We start from the raw sequence: 18,825 nt of genomic DNA on the forward strand, positions 1-18,825 counted from the left end.
TCCCCAAAAGGAAAGAGCTGCGCACCGTCTTCCTGATCCCCACCTGACACCCTCAATTGGACGCCTTTTCCCACATCGCTCACCACGACAGTCTTCAGCTAACGCAGCAGTGGGCGGTTTGAAGCCACCCCCCGCACGGGCGACTCCGAAGGGCCAACCTTCATCTCCTGCACAGCACCGCCATCCAGAACCCGTACCTACATCCAGGCTCCTTCCCGCGTCCGTGACGCACTCACCTTCAAGATCTCGGCTTCGATATGCAGCCGCAACAGCCCGGCCCGCAGTTTCAACACCTCAGGGAAGATCGCCTCATCCACTGCTGTGCGATCCGCTGGGGTTAGGAGGGTGAGCCGGTCAACGATCGTCCGCACCTCAGAGAACTCAAGCTCGCCGCGTTCCAACGCGCCACGGGTGTTCGGCAGATCAGACAGGGCGAGCGCGATCAGCATGAACTGATCACTGCGGTAGTTGGTCCACCCCAACAACGGCGACAACAGTTCAGCCGCCCGCGGCTCCGGCACAGACGAGCGTTCCGCCTCATCATCTTTGAAGCAGGGTGGGCAGTGCGCCAGGATCTGCGTGTCGCCAAGACTCAGCGACTCAGCCCAGCGGGCAACCTTGCGCCCCGCGCGGACCAGCTCCCCCACCTCAAACCCGTTACAGGCATTCCGGTCGACGCCAGCGAGCGCGGCCACCAACTCCGGACCGGGAAGCATGTCGCCAAACCCGGGCGGGAGCGGTGAGATTCGCACACCATCGCCGTCGCTCATGTGTTCGATCTTACTCCACCAAGATCGCTCCCGCAACCGGCGACGACCGCAAGAACCCTTATTTACAAGGGTGAACCTCTCGACGAAATGTGCTCAGCGGGAGGTAGGATAATCGACAGGCGCCTGCCTCATCACTTGCATCCGCACGACCTGATGAGCAAGCCTGGGTTCGATGTGCAAGCGAATCGTGGTCATTGGGGCGGCCGGCGCCGGGAAGTCAACCCTCGCACGGGCGATCGCCGACCAGCTAGGCATTCACTACATCGCCAGGGACGCCATCCTCGGCCCTGGTCAGAGCTCGCCCGAGCACCGTGCCGCCGTCGACCAGGCCACCCGGTCCAGTTCCTGGGTGTTCGACGGGACACCCTTCGACGTCGAAGACGTGCTCTATCCACGTGCGTGCACGGTCGTATTTCTCGATTACTCGCGCACTACGGTCACCTGGCGCGCGTTGCGCCGTGCGATGCGGATCTTGCTGCTGGCCGGCGTCCGCTTGCGGGTCCTCCGGCCACGGCGGTCTATACGCAGACCGGACGGGCCACATCAACCGGAGAACCCATGGAGATGGCTCGACCGTACGCACCCAGTGCGATGGTCCTGGTCCTCGCATCCTCGACGGAGGGCAGCACTGTCCGAGCTTATGGTGTCACCGGCACTTGCACACACCGAACGACTGCGTTTCGGCACGCCACGCACGACCGCAACGTGGCTCCGCACCCTTGCCGCAGGCCCGCAGCCGTAGCGGCGCCAGCCGGCCAGTCCCCACGAGGAAGCGTGCGGCTCAGACGTACTGCTCGTCGACGTAACACCACCGCCAGTCCTCACCTGGCTGGAAGGACTGGACGATCGGGTGGCCGACATCGTGCGCGTGCGCGCGTGCATGCCGCAATGGCGAGGAGTCACAGCAGCCGATATGCCCACAGGTAAGGCACAGTCGTAGATGGACCCACGGTGAGCCCAACACCAGGCACTCCTCACAGCCATTCGGAGTTCGGGGTACGACTGGACGTACGAACCGCAGGTGTGGGTCAACCGCGGCAGTCATAGTAGGCACTCCCCTCGGTTCAGCCAATCAGGACAGGGTTCTCGTAGGTGAGCACGAGATCTCCATCACCTCGATCAACCCGGATCATCGCGCCGTCCTCGATGTCTCCACGGAGCAGAGCGCGCCCGATCCGCGTCTCGACGTCGCGCGCGATGAACCGCCGGAGCGGCCGCGCACCAAAGACCGGGTCATAACCCTGCGCGGCGATGAACCGACGCGCCTCCTCGGTGACCTCCAGCGTGATACGACGGTCGGCCAGGCGATTGCGGAGTTCCCCGAGCATGAGGTCGACAATTTGTTCGATCTCCGCCTGCGTCAGCGGCTTGAACAACACGATCTCATCGACCCGGTTGAGGAATTCTGGACGGAACTGTCGGCGGAGCTGCGTCATCACAAGGTCCCTTGCCGGAGCGGTGATCTCCCCATCGGAGACCGCGCTTTCGACGAGATACTCCGAGCCGATGTTGGACGTCATGATGATCACGGTGTTCCGGAAATCCACGGTTCGGCCCTGCGCGTCCGTGAGCCGCCCGTCGTCGAGCACCTGCAACAAGGCGTTGAAGACGTCCGCGTGCGCCTTCTCGATCTCGTCGAACAACACGACCGAGTACGGCTTACGGCGTACCGCCTCAGTCAGCTGACCGCCTTCCTCATAACCGACGTACCCCGGCGGCGCACCGAGCAGCCGGCTCACCGTGTGCCGTTCCTGGTATTCGCTCATGTCGACGCGGATCAGGTTCTCCTCGGTGTCGAACAACGCCTCCGCGAGCGATTTCGCGAGTTCGGTCTTTCCGACACCGGTGGGACCGAGGAAGATGAACGACCCGATCGGCCGGCGAGGATCCTTGATTCCGGAGCGAGCGCGGATAATCGCGTCGGTCACCAGCTGCACAGCCTCGTCCTGGCCGACCACCCGCCGGTGCAGGATCTCGTCCAGGTGGAGCAGTTTCTCCCGCTCCCCCTCCTTCAACCGGCTCACCGGGATGCCCGTCCAACGCGACACGATGTTGGCGATCTCCTCCTCGGTCACGACCTCCCGCAGCAACCGGTGGCCATGCTGTTTGGCCGCCAGCTGTTCCTCTTCGGCATGCAGCTTGCGTTCGAGTTCGGCGAGCCGGCCGTACCGGAGTTCCGCCGCGCGGTTGAGGTCGTAGGTGCGCTCGGCTTCGTCAGCTTCGCGGCGTACCTGCTCCATCTCCTGCCGCAGCGCCTGCACCCGGCGCAGCGCCTGGCGTTCGGCCTCCCACTGCGAGCGCATCGCATCGGCCTGCGAGTGCAGGTCAGCAAGCTCCTTGCGGAGGGATTCCAACCGGGCAAGGCTCGCCGGGTCCTTCTCCTTGGCAAGGGCGGCCTCCTCGATCTCCAGCCGGGTCACCCGGCGGGTGAGTTCGTCAAGCTCGGCTGGCATCGAGTCGATCTCGGTACGCAGCATCGCGCAGGCCTCATCGACCAGGTCGATCGCCTTGTCAGGAAGATACCTGTCGGAGATGTAACGGTGGCTGAGTACGACGGCGGCGACCAGGGCGCTGTCCTGGATCTTGACGCCGTGGTAGACCTCGAAGCGTTCGCGGAGTCCACGCAGGATCGAGATCGCGTCCTCCACGGACGGCTCGTCGACCAACACCGGTTGGAATCTGCGCTCCAGGGCGGCGTCCTTCTCGATGTGCTTGCGGTACTCCTCGACGGTCGTCGCCCCGATCATGTGGAGCTCACCGCGGGCCAACATGGGCTTCAGCATGTTGCCGGCATCCATAGCGCCCTCGGCCGCACCAGCCCCGACAACCGTGTGCACCTCGTCGACGAAGAGCAGGATCCGCCCCTCGGACGACTTGACCTCGTTGAGAACCGCCTTCAGGCGTTCCTCGAACTCCCCGCGGTACTTCGCGCCCGCCACCAGCGCGCCCATGTCGAGAGCGAAGATCGTCTTGTCCCGAAGGCCTTCCGGGACGTCGCCATGGGTGATCCGCTGGGCGAGACCCTCGACGATCGCGGTCTTGCCGACACCGGGATCACCAATGAGTACAGGGTTGTTCTTGGTCTTGCGGGACAGGATCTGGATGACCCGGCGGATCTCGCTGTCCCGCCCGACCACCGGGTCCAGCTTGCCGGTGCGAGCCTCCGCGACGAGATCCCGGCCGTACTTCTCCAGCGCTTCGTACGTCACCTCCGGCATCGCCGAGGTCACCCGCTGGCTGCCGCGGATCGACGTGAGCGCCTGCAGGAAGCGTTCCCGGGTGAGCCGCTGGCCGTGCAGGAGCCGACCGGTAGCGGTGTCCGTGCCCTCTTCCAACAACGCGAGCATCAGATGTTCGACCGAGACGTACTCGTCCTTGAGCCGCTTGGCCTCCCGGTCGGCCGCGTCGAGGAGCCGGGACAGCCGCTGGGTAACGAAGATCTGGCCCGGCGAGACACCTGGGCCACTGACCCGAGGCCGGTGCTCGAGCTCCTTCTCCACCTCGATCCGCAGCAGGTCGGGATCGGCGTCCGCCTGCGGGAGCAGGCGCGGCACCAGGCCGTCCGGCTGTTCGAGCAACGCCAGAAGGAGGTGTTCCCCGTCCACCTCGGTGTGCCCGAAGCGCAGCGCCCTGGTCTGCGCGTCGTGCAGAGCTTCCTGGGACTTCTGTGTCATTCGGTTCGGGTCCACGGTGGCCCTCCGATCCGTCGGGTGGTGTGTGCGGTCGGGTTACGTACGGTCGGTGCGGTCGGATTGCGTACGGCCGCTTCCAGTTCGGCGATGCGGTCGAGCAGGTCGAGCACGAGACCGACGGCGGCGTAGTTGAGGCAGAAGCCCGTGCGCAGTCGCTGGATCCGCGCGACCACGGCGATCTGTGACGGCGCGAAGGCGAGCCGGCCGACCGGGTCGCTCTCGACGTCGATCAGCCCGAGAGCGACGAGGCGGCGTACGAGGTCCGGGTGGAGTCCGGTCCGCCGGGCAAACGAGTCCAGATCCAGCCGCGATGTGGGTACGAGGGAGAACGTCACCCTGCCCTCCTCGGGTCGAACTTCGAGACCGCGGCGAGCTCTTCGAACAACCGGCGTTCGTCTTTGGAAAGGGTGGGCGGGACCAGCACCATGGCCTCGGCGAAGAGGTCGCCCGGGCTGCCGCGCGGGTTCGGCATGCCTCGGCCCCGCAGCCGCAGCCGCCGGCCGGACGAGGTGCCGGCGGGAACCCGCACCTTGACCTCGCCACCCGGCGTGTCGAGCGCGACGGTCGCGCCGAGCGCCGCCTCCCACGGTCCGAGCGGCAGGTCGACCTGGATGTCGCGGCCCTCGACGTGGTAGCGCGGGTGGGGCGCAAGCCGGACGATCAGGTAGAGGTCACCGGCCCGCGCCCCGTCACTGCCACGTCCCCCCTGCCCGGCGAGGCGGATCCGCTGGCCGTCGGTGACACCGGCCGGGATCGTGACGTCGTAGTGGCGTGGCCCCTCTGGGCCGGCCAGCGTGATCGAACGCCGACCGCCGCGCCAGGCGTCCTCCACCGACAGGACGAGCTCGGCCTCCTGGTCAGCACCCGGAACCGCACCCCATCCGCGAGTGGTCCGCCCGCCGCGGCCGGCGTACAGCCCCTCGAACAACTCGTCGAGGTCGATGCCCTCGCCCGCGCCGAACCTGATCCCCTGCTCCCCGGGCGCGCCGGCGCCGGCCCACCCGCGGCCGGGGCCCCCGCGTGCCCAACCACGGCCGGCGCCCGCACGCGCCGCCTGCTCGCGGGCGCGCGCCCAGGTCTCGGGATCGACGTCCTCCGGCACCCTCCTGAAGTCCTCGCCGAACACGTCGTAGCGCCGGCGCAGGTCCGGATCGGACAGGACGTCGTACGCCCCGGAGATGTCCTTGAACCGCTCCTCGGCCCCGGGATCCTTGTTGACGTCGGGGTGGTAGGAGCGGGCGAGCTTGCGGTAGGCCCGCTGGATCTCTTCCTGGCTTGCCGTCCGGGGCACGCCCAGGATGTCGTAGAAGTCGCGGTTCGCCATCAGTCCTTCCTCGCTGCCACGACGACCGCCGCCGGGCGCAACTGGCGTTCACCGTCGCCATAGCCGGGCCGCACGACGTGGACGACAGTCCCCTCGGGGGTGTCGTCCTGCTGGGTCACCGTCGCGACCGCCTCATGCCGGGACGGATCGAAACGCGCCCCTTCCTCTTCCTCCCGGCGCGGGTAGCCGAGCGCGGAGAGCACCGAGACCGCCTGGTCGCGGACGGCGCGTACCCCCTCGACGATCGAGCCGGGATCGGCCTCCGCGTGCCGCAGCGCCAGATCGAGGTTGTCGAGGACCGGCAGCCAGCGCTCGGCGAACGCCGCCCGCTCCTGCAGGCGCTGGTCCTCGACCTCCCGGGCAAGGCGTTTGCGGAGGTTGTCGAGGTCCGCCGTCGCCCGGCGCCAGTTGTCCTCCAGCTCCGCGTTTCGCGACTCGAGCTCCGCGTACCGCGACTCGAGGTCGGCATACCGACGCTCCAGGTCGGCATGCCGGGCCTCGAGGTCGGCGTACCGGCTCTCCAGATCGGCGTTCCGCGTCGCGGCGGACTCGGCGTTCTGGTCGGTCATTACCCATCACCAGAGGTGAACTCGGCATCGATGACGTCCTCGTCCGTGCCGCCAGGTGCGGAGGGTCCACCGGAAGCGCCCGGACCACCGGGCCCCGCCCCACCGGGCCCAGCGGGCCCAGCCCCACCAGCGACACCGGCGGATGCGGCGCCCAGGCTGTGGTAGACCTGCCGCAGCTCCCCGGTCAGTGAGCGGAGCCGGTCGAGAGGCGCGTTCTCGTCCTTCACGGCCTGCCGGGCGTCGTTCACCAGCATCTCGGCGCGGGCCTTCTCGTGCGCGGCGGCCGCATCCCCAAGCTCACGCAGGCGACGCTCCACCTGGTACGCCGCGGCGTCGAGGTCGTTCCGCGCGTTGATGAGCTCCCGCAGCCGGGTGTCCTCAGTCCGGTAGCGCTCCGCGTCCTGGACCATCCGTTCCACCTCTGACCGGTCCAGGTTGGAGCTCTCGCTGATCGTAATGTGCTGCTCGGCGCCGGTGTCCTTGTCGCGCGCGGAGACGTTCAGGATGCCGTTCGCGTCGACGTCGTACGTCACCTCGATCTGGGGTTCGCCGCGCGGCGCTGGCCGGATGCTCTCCAGCCGGAACCTGCCGAGTACGCGGTTGTCCGCGGCCCGTTCCCGCTCGCCCTGGAGGACCACGACGTCGACGGCGGACTGGTTGTCCTCGGCGGTGCTGAACGTTTCGGTACGCCGTGCCGGGATCGTCGTGTTGCGGTCCATCACCTTCGTCATCACTCCCCCGAGCGTCTCGATGCCCAGAGAGAGCGGTGTGACGTCGAGGAGCAGGACGTCCTTGACCTCCCCCTTGAGAACGGCGGCCTGGATCGCCGCGCCCACGGCCACCACCTCATCGGGGTTCACGGTCATGTTGGGTTCCTTGCCACCGGTCATCCGGCGGACGAGGTTCTGGACCGCGGGCATCCGGGTGGCGCCACCAACGAGGATGACCTCGTCGATGTCGTCGGCGGTCACCTTCGCGTCCGCCATCGCCTGCTCGACCGGGCCACGGCAGCGGTCGACGAGGTCGTGGGTGAGTTCCTCGAACGTCGAACGCATCAACGTGGACTGCAGGTGCTTGGGTCCGGTGGCGTCGGCGGTGACGAACGGCAGGCTGACCGTCGTCTGCGTAACCGTGGAAAGCTCCACCTTGGCCTTCTCGGCCGCCTCGAACAACCGCTGGAGTGCCTGCGGATCACGGCGGAGGTCAATGCCCTGCTGGTTCTGGAACTCATCAGCCAGGTAGTCGACGACGCGCCGGTCGAAGTCGTCGCCGCCCAGGTGCGGGTCGCCTGACGTGGCGCGTACCTCCACCACGCCGTCACCAACGTCGAGCAGGCTGACGTCGAACGTACCCCCGCCGAGGTCGAAGACCAGCACCGTTTCGTGCTCGCGCTTGTCCAGGCCGTACGCGAGAGCCGCGGCGGTCGGCTCGTTGATGATCCGGAGGACTTCCAGGCCAGCGATCCGGCCCGCGTCCTTGGTCGCCTGCCGCTGCGCGTCGTTGAAGTAGGCGGGGATGGTGATGACCGCCTCCTGGACGCGTTCGCCCAGAACCTTCGACGCGTCATCGGTGAGCTTGCGCAGGATCATCGCGGAGATCTCCTCCGGCGAGTACAACTTGTCCTGCACCCTGAAGCGGGCCGTCCCATCCGGCCCTTCCACCACGTCGAACGACACCGCGTGGGCTTCGCTGGCCACCTCCTCATAGCGCCGGCCGATGAATCGTTTGGCCGAGTAGATCGTGCCTTTGGGGTTGAGGATCGCCTGCCGGCGCGCCAGCTGGCCTACCAGACGTTCACCTTCAGGGGTGAACGCCACGACGGACGGAGTCGTTCGCGACCCTTCCGCGTTGGGGATGACCGCGGGCTTTCCCTCCCTCATCGCCGCGATCACGGAATTGGTCGTCCCCAGATCAATACCGACAGCCGTTGCCATTGCTCCACGTCCTCCCTCCGCGACGTGTACGGACACTCGCTGAGCGGGATGTCAGAGCGTGGTACTCAAGCCTTCGCGGGGAGCGCCATTCGAAGATCATGTCCCGCCCCTGCTCCTGATCCCTCAACCGGGGAAGGGCAGCTCACATACGCAAAGCGGCGGAACACCCACCGAGGCTGAGGGAGTCCTCTCTGGGGCCAGTCTTCTCCCAGATCCCACACGGCCACAACCCACCGGTGAAACCCACCGGCGAAGCCCATCGGCAGAGGGCGCCGACGTGGCATTCCGGTCGAGCTGGATTGGCTGTGCTTTTGCCACCTCGGATGAAAGGGTTCCTATCTCATGTTTAGAAGCTATTCCTGGAATGTCGTTCAAATCCGAAAGAATGCCACGTCGCTCGCTGCGCCTTACGCGCTGCCTTCACCCGCCTGAGGTGGCGTTCAGGACCCGCATCCACCGGCATGCTGAGCGTGGTGAGTTCGTACGAACCGATCCCCCGCATCGCCCGTGTTCAGGCTGCGGAGGCGCCCCACGGCCCGGCGGACTTCACCCCCGGTGGGTGAAGCCGAGGCCATGCCCTGCGCGGAATGTGGTGGGTGAGCCCTCCGCTCGATACGGGGAGGGTGTGAACCATCAGGGGGTTGGGCCATGACAGACATGGAACACCGCGACACCGGCACGTCGGCGCAGCAGCAAGCGCAGCAACAGGCGCAGCAACAGCAGGCCGAAGCCCCGACCGTGCCGCAGGCCCGGAGGTCCGCGGAGGCACGAGGAGAGGCGGCGCTGCCGGCCGCTGAGATGGTCGCGGGAGCCGGCTGGTTGACCTACGCCGGGATCGCGCTCGTCGTGCTCGGCGGGTTCCACTTGATCTGGGGTCTCACCAGCCTGCTCAGGACGACCACATTCCTCGTGGCGAACACCGGACTGGTCATCACGTGGAACTACACCGCCTGGGGCTGGATCCACATCGCCATCGCCGTTCTGCTCGTGGCAACCGGCTTGGCGATCCTCGCGCGGCAGAAGTGGGCAAGGTTCGCCGGTATCGGGATTGCCTCGATCTCGGCGTTCGCGAACTTCCTCACGTTGGCCGCGTTCCCGATCTGGTCGCTGATCATGATCGGCGTGGACATCCTCGTGATCTACGGCCTCGCCACTCACGGCGAAGCCATGACGGAGTCCATGCGGGAGTCTAGGGCGGCGCGCCGAGCGGCCTGAGAGCGTCCCGCCTCACCGGCGAGACGCGACACAACCCGCCGGAAACAGTGATGTGGCTCATGCGTACCGATTCGGTACGCATGAGCCATTTCCCTGCGTGCCCACGTACCGCAGCGGCTGGGCTGTGCCGCGTCTCCCACCCACGAAGCGCGCTCAGCACCCTGCCTGGTGGGAAGTTGGCGGCAACCAAGATCATTTCGGGGAAGTGGCCCACGCTTCGTGCGAAACGTGGGCCACTTCCCCGAAATGATCTTGAGCCAACCGCAGGTCAGCCGGGGCCGTTCATGAGCCGGACAGCTTAAGCCTGGTTCATGATCAACTTGCAGAAATCGCCCAGCCTTCGCGCGGATCGTGGGCGATTCCTGCAAGTTGATCATGGTGCGGTTTCCGTGTCGTTTCACTCAGATCCAGCGGTCTGTCCGGCGCCGGAGCCTTTGAACAAACCTCATCGGGTACACCCAGCGAGCCCAGATCTCGAGATAATCCCAACTCCAGCGATGAGGCCTATTCAAACTCTTCGCGAGGTCGGCATTCGGGCGAGGTCCAGCCATGCCGGCGCGGCAGCCTCATAAGGGGCAGGCCATCTCAGGATCGTGAAGACTCCGGGGTGCTATAACCCCCTCAAGTTTTCACGATCTTACTGAAATACAGCAGCCGTCCCGAATGGCGTACATCCGGTCGTATCGGATAGTGAGGGACCAGCCTCTTGTCTCACATTGAGTACACCCTTTGGCGGACCTCACGCGGCAAGTCCCCACCTCACGCGGCAAGTTTGCCTTGCCTGGTAGGGATATGTCCCGCCTCGCACCCGACAGGGTGTACACAACGTGAGACGCACCCGCCTGCCATCCCGAACAGACTCCAGCCCCACCGCAGGGCCCCGCTTAACCCGTCCCCGCAGCGGGCTCCGACGCCAGGGGCGGCCGGGCAACGAACTCGATGATGGCCAGCGCCACCAGCAGAATCAGAGCCAGGAGCAGGACGACCAGGACGGTCGGCTGGTACCAGAACACGAATCCCAGAACGATGGCCACGACCACGGCGACCCGCAGCAGCCTCCTGTGGTCGTACACCCAGGAGCCCACCGCACCGGTCCGCAGTCCTATGGCCTCGCCGCGCTCCCGCAGCCAGCCGATCGCTCCGCTGAGCCACATACGCACGCGAACGACGAACTCCGTCGGCCCGACGAGGAACCCACCCAGCGCCACGAGCAGCGCGACAACGGCGAAGGTACGCAACTGCACCTGGAGGAACCGCACCAGCGTGTCGTAGATCGCGGCCGCCGCATCGGGCGGCAGTTTATTTGGAGGTATGGAACTGAGGTAGATCGACCGGGCGATCGCAAGCCCCAATCCGAGCACCAGCATCGAGATCGCGACACCGATGCCGGCTCCGATCAGCATCCGCCGGCGGTACCTCGCGAGAAGCACACCCGCTGCGAGCAGCACGACCGCCAGGATGGGAAGCAGCACCGCGAGCTGGTTGAGCCACTGGTAGGCGATCTGCAGTGTGGCGAGATCCTTCGACTGGAAGATCTGGATCGTCGGGTGGATCGCCGGCACCTGGTTGATCAGAGTGAAGCCCGCGTTGCTCAGGTCCTTCTTCACCACGTCGATGAAGGGACCGAGGTCGAGGCTGACCACGCCGCCCTGAACCTTGAGCGCACCGCCCTGCCCTGACAGCGCCTGGATGATCGCATGATGCGCCACGCGGTTGGCCTGTACCCACACCGTGGAGAACTGATCGCTTCGTACGACGTTTGTCACCTGCGTGGTAACGAATCCCTTGATGGCGTTGGAGATCGTCCCACTGAGTCCACGCACCTGTGCCGCCACGACAGGGGGCAGCCGGGAGGCGATCGCGTCCAACGCCTGGCGAGTGAGGCCTTCGACATCGACCCGGCTGAAGATCGCCTGCGTGGCCTGGGTGGCCGCGGCGTCCTGAACGGCGGGTTCCTTCGCAAGCGGCGCCACGGTCGCGACGTACTGGTTCGTGTCCGAAACGGTGGTGTTGCTCCAGACCGCGACGAGCGCGAGCGGCGCGAAGATGCAGCCAAGTACGACGAGCAGGACCGCGATCGGCGTACGCCAGCGCCCAGTCGGGGGGTGTCGCTCAGACGGCGGGCCGGCGCCAGCCCCTTCGGCCTGGAGCCGTTGCGTCTCGGCCCTCGCATCCGCGAGTTCGACGCGCAGACGTTCCAGCTCGGCGCGCTCGTCGTCGCTGAGCGGTCCGCCGGGCGTCTCGTCACGGTTCGGCTCAGGTTCTGTCACACACGTTCCCCCGCAGCCGATCCTTGCCGCCGCGCGCGCGAACGCCCTCACCCTCGCCGGGTGAAGCGTCGGGTGCAGTGTGGGGTGAAACGTCGGGTGCAGCCGGGCGCCTAGCTAGCGCAGGAGGTCCAGCTGCAGGGCCCGCGCGATCGCTTCTCGCCGGCAGGTGGCGCCGAGCTTGCGGTAAAGCGTACGAAGGTGGGACTTCACGGTGTTCACGGACAGGCAGAGGTCCTGGGCGATCTCGTCGTTGGTGAGATGCGAGGGCAGGTAGCGCAGGACCGCCCGCTCGCTCGCGGTGAGCCGGACCATCTGCTCCGGGGCCTTCCAGGTGGCTGTCGGCTGGACGTCGAACCGGTGGAGCAGCGTGCTGCGGAAACCGGCGTGTGGCCCTTCGGGTGCGATCACGACGGTCAGCAGCGCGCGCACTCCGCGGCCGGCGTCGAGGAACACCCGGATCAGGCCGTTCTCCTCGGCGAGGGCGAGGGCGCGTTCGAGGAAGCCGGTCGCCTGGTCCTGCTCCCCGCGCCGGCGATGCGCGGTCGCTGCCACCAGGAGCGCGGCCACTGTGTCGAGGAGCCGCGTCGGTGCCGGCGTACCCGCGAAACACGGCGTCACCGCCGCCAGCGCCGCGTCCGGATCGCCCGCCGCGAGGTGCAGCCGCCCCCGCGCCACCGCCAGGGCCGCGGCCCCCTCTGACGGTCCGGCTGTGGGTCGCACCGTCACTGCCGAGGTCGCGAGGACCTGGCGGGCACGATCGGCGGTCGTGTCGTGGTTGCCCTCGTGCAGGAGGACCTCGAGTTCGAGGAGCGCGGCGTACCGCTCGACCACCGGACGCAGGCGTACGGCGGAATCCTTCGCGGCGGCGAGCTCCGCACGGGCCGCGTTGAGATCACCACGGTGCATGAGTACGCGCGCCCGGAGCAGGCTCAGGATCTCGGCGAGCGGCGGATCGCTCGGGCCGGTGTCACACCCGCCGTGACCGGCCGGTCGGTACGCCTCGAGCCGAGACCACGCCTGGTCGAGCCGGTCGCGTTCTATCTCGAGCTGGATCTGGGCGACGTCGTACACCACATCCACAGGATCTGGTCGAGTCGCTGGGATGGAGTCAGAGGCTGCTGGTCCGGCCGTCTGCCCAGCAGGCCCAATTGTCCCGGGCGGCCCAGCAGGCCCAGCAGGCCCGGGCGACGCGGGCCCGGGCGACCCCGGCGGCCTGGCCGTGAGGAGTCGCTCCGCCACCGCCAGCCGTCCCTCGACGGCGTTCACCAGCGCAAGCCAACCTTGCGCCCGGCGTTCCCAGGTGGTGAAGCCACCGTTGGCAAGGCGCGGGACCGCCTGCTCGAACGCCGCTCGCGCCGCGGAGAACCGGGCGTTCCAGAGTTCGGCGAGACCGAGCCAGTACGCCAGCGTGCCGCCGTCGTAAGGCTGCTTGGAGGTGAGCCCGGCGTCACGGGCCGCGTCGAGCAACCCCCGTGCGGTCGCCACCACCGCCCCATCGATCCGGCCACGCAGGCAGCCCTGCTGGAGCCGGAGTTCGGTGGCCTTCAGCCGGCGGCCAAGCAAGGTCGGGTTGACATCGGCCGGCGGGATCGCGCCGTCACCATTGTTCGATGCCGCCGCGAGCTCACCCTCGACACTGCGAATGAACGCCTCCGCGCCGTCAGGATCAGCCGCCCCCAGCCGGACCTGCGCGTACAGCGCGGCAAGCCCGGGGTTGGCGTGGATCTCCTCGGCCGGGATCTCGGCAAGCAGGGGTTCGAGATCGGCGCCCGCGCCGTTGGCGAAGGCACGGTGTCCGTTGCGGACGAGGATCCGGCCGGCGAGGCGCCAGTCGGAGGCGGCGACGGCATTCTGCCCGGCCTCGACCAGAAGGCCCTGCCCGGCAAACCAGTGCGCGGCCTGGCGGTACAGCCCAGGAATCTCGTCGGGGAGCTCACGGCGTAGCTGGTACGTAAGGAACTCCCGCAGCAGTGGGCCGTATTGATACCAGATCCGGTGCGGCCCGCAGGCGCTGACGAGGGCGTTCTCGCGGTCAAGCGTGTCGAGGGTCTGCGCACCGTCGTTGCCGCCGGTGAGCACGTCGGCGAGTTCGCCGCTCACGCGGTCGACCAGGCAGGTACGCAGGAGGAACATCCGCATCCTCGACGGTTGCGCGCCGAGGATCTCGTCGTTCAGGTAGTCGGCGACCAGCGGCTCATCCCCGGTGAAGGCGGTCAGGTCGCGCTGCCGGCGCGGCTGGGCCTGCCACCACAAGGTGGCGAGCCGGAGACCGGTCATCCAGCCGTCCGTACGCGCCAGGACGCTCGTGATCTCGTCCTGCGTGAGCTCCATCCCGAAGAGCGTGAAGAGATCCCTGGCCTCCTCGGGCGTACACGCGAGCTCCTTCGACCCCACGTCGGCAAGCTCCCCCGCGACCCGGAGTCGCGCGAGCGAGAGCAACGGGTGGCCCCGGCCAGACAGGACGAGCCGGAGGGTCGACGGCGCGTGCCGGAGTACGACCTCGAGCCCGGCCAGCAACCGCCAGTCGGTGGCCTCGTGGATCTGGTCGATGACCAGGGTGACCGGGGTATCGAGCTGGCCCACGGCGTCCAGGAAGAGTTCGGGAAACCGGTCACCACTTGGGTCATTCGTGGCCAGGCGGGTGAAGATCTCGCGATTCCGTCCGGGGCAGGCGCGGCGTAGCGATTCCACGACATATGACCAGAAGACCTTTGCTTCATTGTCATTCCGGTCGAACGACACCCACGCCGCGCGCCGTCGTGGCGACTGCCCGAGCCAGGAGGCAAGCAGGAGAGTCTTGCCAGCGCCGGCCGAGGCGTTCAAGACCGTGACCCGATGGGTGCGGATCGCTGCGTCGAGAAGGTCGAACAGCCGTGGCCGTGGGAGGACCGGCACAGATACCGTGGGCACCGACACCTTGGTGTCCAGCACGCTCTCCCGCCGGCTCGCGTCGACCGGGGTCCGTGGGCGCGGGATCAACTGGTCTGCCGGCGTACTCACCGACGTGCCAGCGTCAACTCCCAAGTCTCTAGCCATGCCTCCCTCCCCGGATCATGGCGACAGCCCACGCGATCCACCTCGGACCGTCATCCGCGAGCTTTCTTCGACTATGGGCCCTAGCCGTGAGTCGCGCGGGTTTTTTATATTGTTCACCGTCGCGGGAGTGCCGTACGGAAGACATTCACACCAGATTATTGTCGTGATCCGAAGGTTTATTGTCGTGACCCCGAATGGACATACCCACCCGCCGAAGGGCCTGAACGTCGCCACCATTTCCGGGTTCCAGTCCATGCCGGAGCGGGATTATCTGACAGATATTAGCTAGATTTGTATTTCTTCTGACTCCTCCAACAGATCATCCTTTCCTGTGGCAGACGGTGACTTCCCAACCGGATCTCCGGCCCCTGTCAACCGCACACGCCAATTCCTCACCATGCCGGCGAATTCAGCATGCTTCATGCGAAGTTGCCCGTCGCGGCATCGTGAAGGAGCGGGCGCCTTGCTTGGTGGTGTCTGCGGCAATGAGGCCGACTCATCTGCGCCGGGTCAGAGTGCACCGCGGGTGCTGTCTCACATTGCGCACACCTTGTCCGGTGCGAGACAGGGCCTGGCTTCTCACTGTCCGATACAACCGGGTGTACGCCGTTCGAGATGACCGCCACCTCACACGGCAACTCTTCACAAAGCACGCTCAATTCGCCTTACCTGGTGACAACTCGGCGCAACGAGGACCCGAACTGGTCCCAAATCCGTCGTGCCTCATTAAGACCGTGAAAACTTCAGGGGGTCATTGCACCCCAAAGTCTTCACAATCTGGGATGGCCTGGCCATCGCCCACCAAAGGCTCGGCATTCGAGGATTGTGAAGGATTTTGGTCACATAGCGACGAGAACCCTTCCCAATCTCGATCCCGCTCTTAGGCTCTCAGTCTGGTCGCCGCTGGAACTTCCCCCGCCAGCGGTTGGGTGCGGGCAGCGGCGATGGTTCCGCCTCCGCCGGCGGCACCTCCACCGGCGGCGTGGCGGGGGACGCGTTCGCGGGCGGCTGAGGCAGTCTCTCCGACTGCAACGACGCCGGCTGGAACGACGGCGGCTGGATCGACGGCGGCGGGAGTGACGCCGGCCCGACCACGCGGCCCGGCGCCATCGCCGACGGCAGGGGTTGCCCAGCAGGAAGCCGACCGGCCGCCAGGTCGGAGGGCCGAATCACCCCGGGTTGTTCCATCTCCCGCAGGATTTCAGGACCACAGTCGCCAAGACGCGGGCTTCCCGGGTCGCGCGGATCGACGAGGACGAACGCAGTCGGCGAGAGCGCCTGCAGGAAGGTGGGTTCGACGCCGAACTCGTAGACCCGCTGGTAGCCCATCGACTGGCTCTCTGACGTTCCCTCCTGCTCCGAACGGCTCTCACCCGAACTCACCGTGGTGCTCCGCCCGGTCGTCGTCGTCCGCTGGCCACCGCGGTTACGCGTACCAGAGTCGTGCGGGAAGTCCATAACCGCGCCGTAGTGGTAATTACGGGTCTTCGACCACTGCTTGCCGGTGCTCACCGAATCCTGGTTGGTGGCGCTTTCGCTTCGCGACGTACCAACAGAGGTTGACAGGCTGCTGCTCCGCGAGACCGTGAACCGGCTGAGCACCAGCCGATGGTCGCGCCCGATGAACGTCGCCGCCTGCTCCGCCTCCCTGGCGTTACCGAGCCGCATGAACATCACGGCCTCGCCGCCACCGAGGAGTTCGACGGCATCCTCACGCAGATGCCGGAAGAACACCACCAGCCGGACACCTCGCCGGCGGGCCAGCTGGTCGAGCCGCTCGATGTGGGTACGCCGGAACCGATCCGCCCCCACCACGACCAGGACACGTCCGCTGGTCTGCTCCTCATGCCGCAACCGGTGCAACAGGACCTGGAACACCACGTGGGCAAGCAACTCCCCCGCCAGGTCTCCCACGCGTTCCGACAGCTCCCAGACCCGCAACGAAGGGGAGCCGTCCACGCCGTCCACGAGCGTGCCCGCGGAATCCTTCGCCCGGCCGGTCCCGCCATCGGCTCCAGCTCCCGGCTCCAGCGCGGCCAGCCGCTGCAACGCCGCCGCCAGCCGGAACAACCGGGCCTCGGTCGACCGTCGCGCGCCCTCGCCCAGCAGGTCCACCAGGGCGGCGTACTCCTCCCGCTCGAGGACCTCGGGCCGCGGCTCCTGATAGGCGACCACGCGAACCGCGGCGTGGAGCCGGGTGAAGCTGACCGGCCCACGCAGGGTGCCGCAGATCTGCTCGATGAGCGTCGCGTCCAGAGTCTTGTCGCCACCGGCCGAACGATCGCGTTCGGAGACGTGGACCGCCTCGGCGACGACGCCTCCCACGTCTTCCGGAGTCAGGCCGGTCAGCAGCCCGACCGCCGCGAGGTCGTGGGGCAACAACGCCGCGTCGACGGTACGGCGTTCGTCCATCGCCTTGCGGACCAGCCCGTGGCAGATACCGTCCTGCGACAGGTCGACCACGGTCACGGTCGCGCCGGTCCCGAGCAACGATCCGGCCACGCTGAGCAGCAGCGACTCGCATCCCGACGGATCCCCGCCGTAGACGTCGACCCGGTGCGTCGTGACCGGACGCAGCGGCTCCCAGCGCTCGGGGCGGCTTTCGGCGGCGAGGCCGTTCTCGTGTTCGGACCGGCGGCGGGCCCATTCGCGGGTGGCCGCGAGGACCTCCTGCTGCTGGGTGAGGAGGTCACTCCGCCATCTGCGGTACCGCAGGTCACCCCACCACGGCAGGACCGCCGGACGGAGCGCGAAGTACCCGACGACCACCGTGGCGACGATCAGGGTGGCCGTCACCCAGCCGGCGTACTCCCACGACAGCGCGGTCGAGAGCCAGGCGGCACCTCCGATGACCACAACGCCGCAGGCCCGGCGTACGTGCGACCACCACCCCTGCGGCGATCTGTCGCGGCGGCCCGCGAGCCGGGCCAACCACGGCGCGGTCGGCGGCGGGAGTCCGGGTGGCTGCTCCTCGAACGGCACGGGGAGGGACGTCTCGGGCGCCCGGAGCTCCCAACCCCAGCGTTCACCGTGGATACCCGCGCCGCCGCCCGCGTCGTTCTGACCCGAGCTTTCGGGCGTACCCGTCATGAGGCGGTGACCACCGTTCCGTGTGGGCGCGACGCGGCTTCGGCGGCCTCTGCCGGCGGCGCCGCGGGCCAGTCAGGAAAGACCCCTTCACCGCACCCGAGGGACGCGAGTTCCCTCTCCGCAGCGGCGCTGACCTCGGTGGCGGCGCGGCCACGCTCGTCACGTTCGGCATCGTCCGCCGGCGCGAACCGCCGCGCACAGCCGCGGCAGTGGAGGACGCCGTAGGCGGACCAGGCACCGCAGGTACGGCAGAACCGGCATTCCAACCAGGTGCGCTGCTCGTCAAGGACCCGGCGCGCGGCCACCGCCTTCTCCCATCGCTCACAGCACTGCGTGAGGACGCGTTCGAGCTCGGCGTCGGGCACCGTCAGGCCGCCGGCCGCGAGGGCCGCCTCGACCAGCCGGCGTTCCGCGCGGCGCACCTTCAGGGACGCGGCTCCCTCAGCACCCACCGTGAGCACGAGTGGATACCACCCGAGCACAACTAGTAATAGGGAATCGCCGCTGGCATGCCGCCACTGCCGGCGGAGGACGGGCAGCCCTGGCTCGGAGTCGCCCTCGGCATTGACGACGGTCCAGCTGCCGTCGCCGCACACGGCCCGGTCGAGGAGGTCACGGTGCACGTCGTCGAGGTGTGGCACCGGCAGGGCGAGGTGGCCGTACGAACGACCGACCCATGGTTTGCGCTGACCTGAGCGGCTACCTGGCCGACTCGGAAGGATGACGGTACGCCCGCTCACGGTGCGGCCGGCGGAGCCTCGCACCGGCGTCCGCACCGGCGCGGCCTTGCCTGCGGATGGTCGCATTGGGCCTCCCGACGATGACTCCGTGCGACAGGGTACCCGTGGACTGGCCCGGAACGCGGCGTTCGTCCTGGCGACAACCCGACCGAAACCCGGGCGGCGTACCGCGAGGCAGCCCATCA

12 protein-coding genes are annotated in these 18,825 nt (G+C 67.6%); 1 reads left to right on the forward strand and 11 read right to left on the reverse strand.

Features of this window, described 5'->3' with window-relative positions:
* Positions 1-197 precede the first annotated feature (197 nt).
* From B141_RS0113865 to dnaK, 7 genes are all read right to left on the reverse strand, one after another.
* Positions 198-770, reverse strand: coding sequence for a hypothetical protein (locus B141_RS0113865; protein WP_020575778.1), 573 nt, complete (start codon positions 768-770; stop codon positions 198-200).
* 781 nt (positions 771-1,551) lie between these two features.
* Positions 1,552-1,815 (reverse strand): UBP-type zinc finger domain-containing protein, encoded by a 264-nt coding sequence (locus tag B141_RS47425; protein ID WP_084678285.1) that lies wholly within the window; start codon positions 1,813-1,815, stop codon positions 1,552-1,554.
* 19 nt (positions 1,816-1,834) lie between these two features.
* Positions 1,835-4,444: an ATP-dependent chaperone ClpB gene (gene clpB / locus B141_RS0113875; RefSeq protein ID WP_020575780.1), complete on the reverse strand. Its 2,610-nt coding sequence runs from the start codon at positions 4,442-4,444 to the stop codon at positions 1,835-1,837.
* Positions 4,441-4,797: a chaperone modulator CbpM gene (locus tag B141_RS0113880; RefSeq protein ID WP_020575781.1), complete on the reverse strand. Its 357-nt coding sequence runs from the start codon at positions 4,795-4,797 to the stop codon at positions 4,441-4,443. Before B141_RS0113880 ends, clpB begins: the two co-directional genes overlap by 4 nt.
* Complete coding sequence (locus B141_RS0113885; RefSeq protein WP_020575782.1) at positions 4,794-5,786, reverse strand: DnaJ C-terminal domain-containing protein; 993 nt, start codon at positions 5,784-5,786, stop codon at positions 4,794-4,796. Before B141_RS0113885 ends, B141_RS0113880 begins: the two co-directional genes overlap by 4 nt.
* Complete coding sequence (locus B141_RS0113890) at positions 5,786-6,355, reverse strand: nucleotide exchange factor GrpE (RefSeq protein ID WP_084678286.1); 570 nt, start codon at positions 6,353-6,355, stop codon at positions 5,786-5,788. Before B141_RS0113890 ends, B141_RS0113885 begins: the two co-directional genes overlap by 1 nt.
* Positions 6,355-8,289: a molecular chaperone DnaK gene (gene dnaK, locus B141_RS0113895; RefSeq protein WP_020575783.1), complete on the reverse strand. Its 1,935-nt coding sequence runs from the start codon at positions 8,287-8,289 to the stop codon at positions 6,355-6,357. Before dnaK ends, B141_RS0113890 begins: the two co-directional genes overlap by 1 nt.
* 648 nt (positions 8,290-8,937) lie before the next feature.
* Between dnaK and B141_RS40550 the strand changes: the two genes are divergently transcribed.
* On the forward strand, positions 8,938-9,504 hold the full coding sequence (locus tag B141_RS40550; protein ID WP_157181005.1) for a DUF7144 family membrane protein: 567 nt from the start codon (positions 8,938-8,940) through the stop codon (positions 9,502-9,504).
* Positions 9,505-10,388: 884 nt separating this feature from the next.
* Here the strand turns inward: B141_RS40550 and B141_RS40555 are convergent.
* From B141_RS40555 to B141_RS49250, 4 genes are all read right to left on the reverse strand, one after another.
* Positions 10,389-11,774 carry a hypothetical protein gene (locus B141_RS40555; RefSeq protein WP_020575785.1) on the reverse strand — a complete coding sequence of 462 codons (1,386 nt, stop codon included), beginning with the start codon at positions 11,772-11,774 and terminating at the stop codon, positions 10,389-10,391.
* 114 nt (positions 11,775-11,888) lie between these two features.
* Positions 11,889-14,810, reverse strand: coding sequence for a winged helix-turn-helix domain-containing protein (locus tag B141_RS0113910; RefSeq protein ID WP_085944449.1), 2,922 nt, complete (start codon positions 14,808-14,810; stop codon positions 11,889-11,891).
* Between the two features lie 888 nt (positions 14,811-15,698).
* Complete coding sequence (locus B141_RS0113915) at positions 15,699-17,900, reverse strand: hypothetical protein (RefSeq protein ID WP_020575787.1); 2,202 nt, start codon at positions 17,898-17,900, stop codon at positions 15,699-15,701.
* Positions 17,897-18,706, reverse strand: a complete 810-nt coding sequence (locus tag B141_RS49250) for a hypothetical protein (protein ID WP_157181006.1) — start codon at positions 18,704-18,706, stop codon at positions 17,897-17,899. Before B141_RS49250 ends, B141_RS0113915 begins: the two co-directional genes overlap by 4 nt.
* Positions 18,707-18,825 lie beyond the last annotated feature (119 nt).

Origin of the sequence: Actinopolymorpha alba DSM 45243, assembly GCF_000373925.1 — a bacterium.
In the GTDB taxonomy this organism is placed as follows: Bacteria; Actinomycetota; Actinomycetes; order Propionibacteriales; family Actinopolymorphaceae; genus Actinopolymorpha; species Actinopolymorpha alba.

Excerpts from the sequence above, each read along its gene's own strand:
- B141_RS0113885 (WP_020575782.1), bottom strand. The coding sequence starts at position 5,786 with ATGGCGAACCGCGACTTCTACGACATCCTGGGCGTGCCCCGGACGGCA.
- B141_RS40550 (WP_157181005.1), top strand. The coding sequence starts at position 8,938 with ATGACAGACATGGAACACCGCGACACCGGCACGTCGGCGCAGCAGCAA.
- B141_RS0113910 (WP_085944449.1), bottom strand. The coding sequence starts at position 14,810 with ATGGCTAGAGACTTGGGAGTTGACGCTGGCACGTCGGTGAGTACGCCG.
- B141_RS0113915 (WP_020575787.1), bottom strand. The coding sequence starts at position 17,900 with ATGACGGGTACGCCCGAAAGCTCGGGTCAGAACGACGCGGGCGGCGGC.
- B141_RS47425 (WP_084678285.1), bottom strand. The coding sequence starts at position 1,815 with ATGACTGCCGCGGTTGACCCACACCTGCGGTTCGTACGTCCAGTCGTA.
- B141_RS0113890 (WP_084678286.1), bottom strand. The coding sequence starts at position 6,355 with ATGACCGACCAGAACGCCGAGTCCGCCGCGACGCGGAACGCCGATCTG.
- B141_RS0113865 (WP_020575778.1), bottom strand. The coding sequence starts at position 770 with ATGAGCGACGGCGATGGTGTGCGAATCTCACCGCTCCCGCCCGGGTTT.
- dnaK (WP_020575783.1), bottom strand. The coding sequence starts at position 8,289 with ATGGCAACGGCTGTCGGTATTGATCTGGGGACGACCAATTCCGTGATC.
- B141_RS49250 (WP_157181006.1), bottom strand. The coding sequence starts at position 18,706 with ATGCGACCATCCGCAGGCAAGGCCGCGCCGGTGCGGACGCCGGTGCGA.
- clpB (WP_020575780.1), bottom strand. The coding sequence starts at position 4,444 with ATGACACAGAAGTCCCAGGAAGCTCTGCACGACGCGCAGACCAGGGCG.